The following is a 6,174-nucleotide window of genomic DNA, read 5'->3' as shown; positions in this document are numbered from 1 at the left end:
GGCGGACGGGGCCCGGCACCTGCACGAGCTGACCCGTGGCCACGACCTGGCCGCGTTCGTCCTGTACTCCTCCGTCGCCGCCGTCCTGGGTGGTCCGGGGCAGGGGAGCTACGCGGCGGCGAACACCTATCTGGACGCGCTCGCCGCGCACCGCCGGTCGATCGGCCTGCCCGCCCAGTCCCTGGCCTGGGGCCAGTGGGAGGAGGCCAGCGGCATCACCGGCCACCTCGGCGCCGCCGACCACGCCCGGCTGGCGCGGTTCGGCATCCGGCCGATCGGGTCCGCCGAGGGGGTCCGGCTCTTCGACGCCGCCCAGCGGCTGACCGACCGGGCGACCCTCGTGCCGTCCCCGCTGGACCTCGCCGTCCTGCGCGGTCGCACCGCCCCGGTGCTGCTGCACGGTCTGGTCCGCCCGGCCCGGCGCACGGCCGGCGCCGGCGGACCGGCCACCGCGCCCGGCGAGGCGACGCTCGCCCAGCGGCTCGGCGCCCTGCCGGACGACACCGAGCGGCAGGCGGAGCTGCTCCGGCTGGTCCGTGCGGAGGTGTCCGCCGTGCTCGGCACGGACGCCGAATCGGTGGGCGCCCAGCGGTCGTTCACCAGCCTGGGCCTGGACTCGCTCACCGCCGTCGAGCTGCGCAACCGGATCACCGCGGCCACCGGGCTGAGGCTCTCGGCGACGCTGGTCTTCGACCACCCGAACCCGACCGCCCTCGCCGACCACCTGCGCACCGAACTCCTCGGCGCCGGCCTCCCGGCCGCCGAACGCGCCGACACGGCCGTGGCGTTCCGGCAGCAGACGTCGACCCGGTCGCGCGTCGACGAGCCGATCGCCATCGTCGGCATGGCCTGCCGCCTGCCCGGCGGAGTCGCCACGCCGGAGGAGCTGTGGCGCCTGGTCGCCGAAGGCCGGGACGCCGTCAGCGAGTTCCCGGACGACCGGGGCTGGGACCTCGACGCGCTGTACGACCCGGACCCGGACCGGCCCGGCACCTCGTACACCCGGCACGGCGGGTTCCTGGAGCGCCCGGCCGAGTTCGACGCCGAGTTCTTCGGCATCTCGCCGCGCGAGGCGCTGGCCACCGACCCCCAGCAGCGGCTGCTGCTGGAGACCAGCTGGGAGGCGCTGGAGAGCGCGGGCATCGACCCGGCGACCCTGCGCGGCAGCCGGACCGGCGTCTTCGCCGGCGTGATGTACCACGACTACGCGCCGCGCGTCCGTGAGGTGCCGGCCGAGCTGGAGGGCTGGCTGGGCAACGGCACGGCGGGCAGCGTGGCGTCCGGCCGGATCTCCTACTCCTTCGGGTTCGAGGGTCCGGCGGTCACGGTGGACACCGCGTGCTCCTCCTCGCTGGTCGCCCTGCACCTGGCCGCGCAGTCGCTGCGGTCCGGCGAGTGCGACCTGGCCCTGGCCGGGGGCGTGGCCGTGATGTCCACCCCGACCACGTTCGTCGAGTTCTCCCGGCAGCGCGCCCTCTCCGCGGACGGCCGCTGCAAGGCCTACGCAGGCGCCGCGGACGGCACCGGGTGGGGCGAGGGGGTCGGGCTGCTGCTGGTCGAGCGGCTGTCGGACGCGCGGCGCAACGGGCACCAGGTGCTCGCCGTGGTCCGCGGCAGCGCGGTCAACCAGGACGGCGCCTCCAACGGCCTCACCGCGCCCAGCGGCCCGTCCCAGCAGCGGGTGATCCGCCAGGCGCTGGCCAACGCGGGTCTGGGCACCGCCGACGTGGACGCGGTCGAGGGCCACGGCACCGGCACCACGCTGGGCGACCCGATCGAGGCGCAGGCCCTGCTGGCCACCTACGGGCAGGGACGGCCGGAGGACCGGCCGCTCTGGCTCGGCTCGCTGAAGTCCAACATCGGGCACACGCAGGCGGCGGCCGGCGCGGCGGGCGTCATCAAGATGGTCCAGGCGCTCCGGCACGGTGTCCTCCCGCAGACCCTGCACGTCGACGAGCCCTCGCCGTACGTGGACTGGTCGGCGGGGGCGGTGGAACTGCTCACCGAGTCCCGGGAGTGGCCGGTGAGCGGGCGCCCCCGACGGGCGGCGGTCTCCTCGTTCGGCGTCTCGGGCACCAACGCGCACGTGATCATCGAGCAGGCCCCGGCGGCGGTTCCCGCCGAGCGCGGCACCGCGCCCGCCGTGCTGCCGTACCCGGTCTCCGCCCGGACGGCCGGGGCGCTGCGGGCCCAGGCGGCCCGGGTCGCCGAGCTGCTGGCGGTCACCGACCCGTCGGCCACCGGCGGCGGGGAACCCGCCACCGACGACCGGGAACCGGCCGTCGGCGACCACGCGGTGGACGTCGCGAACGCCCTGGCCACCGCGCGGGGCGCGCTGGAGGAGCGTGCGGTCGCCGTCGGCGACCCGGCCGCGCTGCGTGCGCTCGCCGCCGGGGACCCGGCCGCCGCGCTGGTCACGGGCAGCGCCGACGTGACCGGCCGGACGGTGTTCGTCTTCCCCGGCCAGGGCTCCCAGTGGGCCGCCATGGCGGTCGAACTCCTCGACACCGCACCGGTGTTCGCCGCCCGGATCGAGGAGTGCGCGGCCGCCCTGGCCCCGCACGCCGACTGGTCGCTGGTCGACGTCCTGCGCGGCGCCCCCGGCGCCCCCGGGCTCGACCGGGTGGACGTGGTCCAGCCGGTGCTCTGGGCGGTGATGGTCTCGCTCGCCGAGCTCTGGCAGGCGCACGGCGTCCGCCCGGACGCGGTGGTCGGCCACAGCCAGGGCGAGATCGCCGCGGCCGTGGTCGCCGGCGGCCTCTCGCTGGCCGACGGCGCCCGCGTGGTCGCCCTGCGAAGCCGCGCCATCCTCGCCCTCTCCGGCGCCGGCGGCATGGCCTCGGTCGCGCTGCCCGCGGCCGAGGTCGGCGAGCGGATCGCGGCCTGGGGCGAGCGGCTCTCCGTCGCCGTGGTGAACGGCCCGTCGGCGACCGTGGTCTCCGGCGAGCCGGAGGCGCTGGCCGAACTGGTCGCCGGCTACCGCGCGGAGGACGTCCGGGCCCGGCTGATCCCGGTCGACTACGCCTCGCACTCCGCCCAGGTGGACGGACTGCGGGCCGAGTTGCTCGACCTGCTGGCCCCGGTCCGCCCGCGGACCGGGGAGGTTCCGCTGCTCTCCACGGTCACCGGCGACTGGTTCGACACGGCCGGGCTGGACGCCGGGTACTGGGTGACCAACCTGCGCGAGACGGTCCGCTTCGAGGACGCCACCCGGCGGCTCGCCGAGACGGGGCACACCGTGTTCGTCGAGGTCAGCCCGCACGCCGTGCTGACGGTGCCGATCCAGGAGACCCTCCAGGCGGCCGATGCCGCCCGCCGCTCGGTGGTGGCGGGCACGCTCCGGCGCGACCACGGCGGGCTGGACCGGTTCCTGCTCTCCGCCGCCGAGCTGTGGGTGCGAGGGGTGCCGGTCGACTGGCCGGGACTGTTCGCCGCCGCCCGTCCGCGCCCGGTCACGCTGCCCGCCTACCCGTTCCAGCGCCAGCGCTACTGGCTGGACGCGGTCGTGACCAACGCGACGGTGACCGCCTCCGTGGTCGGGGCCGGGACGGCGACCGACGGCCCCGCACCCTGGGTGGCCAGGCTGGCCGTGTTCGACGAGCCGGAGGCGCGCGCGGCGGCGCTGCTCGACCTGGTCCGCCGGGAGGCCGCCGCGGTGCTCGGCCATGCCGACACCAGCGGGGTCGCCCCCGACCGGGCGTTCCGGGAGCTGGGGCTCAGCTCGCTGACCGCCGTCGAGCTGCGCAACCGGATCGGTGCCGGGACCGGCCTGGACCTGCCCGCCACGCTGGTCTTCGACCACCCGACGCCGGCGGCCGTCGCCGAGTACCTGATCACCGAACTCCCCGGGGCCGGGGCGGGGCCGGAGATCGGCGCGCTGGCGTCGCTGGCCGCGCTCGAACGGGCCCTGGCCGGCCCGGAGGACCCGGGGGTGGAGCGCGCCTCGGTCCTGGCCCGGCTGAAGGCGCTGGTCGACCGCTGGGACGTCGGCCCGGTGGACGGGGCGATCGGCGGCGACGGGTTCGACGAGCTCGACCTGGAGAACGCCACCGACGAGGAACTGTTCGCGCTGATGGACCGCGACGCGTCCTCCTCCGACACCCACTGACGGCCGTCCGGCCCCCTGTGACCACCCGAACGACCGTGATGCGAGAGGCACCGATGTCGAACGACCAGAAGCTCCGCGACTACCTGAAGCGCGCCTTGGCCGACGCCCGCCAGGCCAACCGGCGGCTGGAGGAGGTGGAGCGGGCCAAGCGGGAGCCGATCGCCATCGTCGGCATGGCCTGCCGTCTGCCCGGCGGGGTCGGCTCGCCCGAGGACCTCTGGCGACTGGTCTCGGAGGGCGTCGACGCCATCACCGAGTTCCCCACCGACCGGGGCTGGGACCTCGACGGGCTCTACGACCCCGACCCGGACCGGCCCGGCACCTCCTACACTCGGCACGGCGGATTCCTGGACACCACGGCCGAGTTCGACGCCGAGTTCTTCGGCATCTCGCCGCGCGAGGCGGTGGCCACCGATCCGCAGCACCGGCTGCTGCTGGAGACCGCGTGGGAGGCGTTCGAGCGGGCCGGGATCGACCCGACCTCGCTCAGGGGCAGTCGGACGGCCGTCTTCGCGGGCCTCGCCGGCACGGACTACACGCCCCGCCTCCACGACGCACCGGGCGACCTGGAGGGGTACCTGGGCATCGGCGGGCTGGACAGCGTGGCGTCCGGCCGGATCTCCTACACCTTCGGTTTCGAGGGTCCGGCGGTCACGGTGAACACCGCCTGCTCCTCCTCGCTGGTCGCCCTGCACCTGGCCGCGCAGTCGCTGCGGTCGGGGGAGTCGGACCTGGCGCTGGCCGGCGGGGTCAGCGTGATGTCGACGGCCCAGGGCTTCGTCGAGTTCTCCCGCCAGCGCGGGCTCTCCGCCGACGGCCGCTGCAAGGCCTTCGCGGCGGACGCGGACGGCACCGGCTGGGCCGAGGGGGTCGGGCTGCTGCTGGTCGAGCGGCTGTCGGACGCGCGGCGGCTGGGTCACGAGGTGCTGGCGGTGCTGCGCGGTTCGGCGGTCAACCAGGACGGCGCCTCCAACGGCCTGACGGCGCCCAACGGCCCCGCCCAGCAGCGGGTGATCCGGGCCGCCCTGGCGGACGCCCGGCTCGCCACGGCCGACGTGCAGGCGGTGGAGGCGCACGGGACGGGCACCCGGCTCGGCGACCCGATCGAGGCCCAGGCCGTCCTGGCCACCTACGGGCAGGAGCGCCCGGCCGAACAGCCGCTGCTGCTGGGCTCGTTGAAGTCGAACATCGGGCACACCCAGGCGGCGGCCGGCGTGGCCGGGGTGATCAAGTCGGTGTTGGCGATCCGGCACGGTGTGCTGCCGCGCACCCTGCACGCGGAGGAGCCGACGCCGTTCGTCAACTGGTCGGCGGGCGCGGTGGAACTGCTCACCGAGCAGCGCGCGTGGCCGTCCGTGACCGGCCCGCGCCGGGTCGGCGTCTCGGCCTTCGGCGCCAGTGGGACCAACGCGCACGTGATCATCGAGCAGGCGCCCGAGGTGCCGGCCGCGGCGGAGGAGACCGCTCCGCCGGCCGGGTCCGGGACGGACCCCGAGACGGGCCCGCCGTCCTCGGTGCCGTCCGTGGTGGTTCCGGCTGTGCTGCCGTCCGTGGTGCCGTTCGTGGTGTCGGCGCGTTCCCCGGAGGCGCTGCGCGAGCAGGCCCTGCGGATCGCCGAGTCGGCCGACGCGGCCCGGACGCGGGGCGGTGACGGCCTGGTCGACCTGGCCCGCGCCCTGGTCACCACCCGGGCGAGCTTCGAGGAGCGCGCGGTGGCGCTGGGTGATCCGGCTGCGTTGCGTGATCTGGAGGGTGTGGAGGTCGTTCGCGGTACTGCGCAGGCTGGTGGGTTGGCGTTCCTGTTCTCGGGTCAGGGGAGTCAGCGGGTGGGGATGGGGCGTGAGTTGTATGCCTCGGAGCCGGTGTTCGCTGCGGCGTTCGATGCGGTGGTGGAGGCGTTGGGTGTGCCGGTGGGTGAGGTGATCGTTTCGGGTGTGGGGTTGGACGAGACGGGGTGGACGCAGCCGGCGTTGTTCGCGGTGGAGGTGGCGTTGTTCCGTTTGTTCGAGTCGTGGGGTGTTCGGCCTGATTTTGTGGCGGGGCATTCGATCGGTGAGTTGGCGGCG

At 75.8% G+C, this 6,174-nt stretch carries 2 protein-coding genes; both read left to right on the top strand.

Annotation, left to right across the window (positions count from 1 at the left end; translation table 11 throughout):
- Nucleotides 1-4,108: type I polyketide synthase (locus PUR56_RS25700; RefSeq protein ID WP_329950643.1), on the top strand; the 4,108-nt coding region annotated here is incomplete at its 5' end.
- A 53-nt stretch (nucleotides 4,109-4,161) separates the two neighbouring features.
- A partial coding sequence (locus tag PUR56_RS25695; RefSeq protein WP_329950642.1) for a type I polyketide synthase occupies nucleotides 4,162-6,174 on the top strand: 2,013 nt, incomplete at its 3' end.

The sequence above is a fragment of the Streptomyces sp. BE303 genome, assembly GCF_036290945.1.
Classification (GTDB): domain Bacteria; phylum Actinomycetota; class Actinomycetes; order Streptomycetales; family Streptomycetaceae; genus Kitasatospora.
This window is presented reverse-complemented; position numbering and strand designations above follow the sequence as displayed.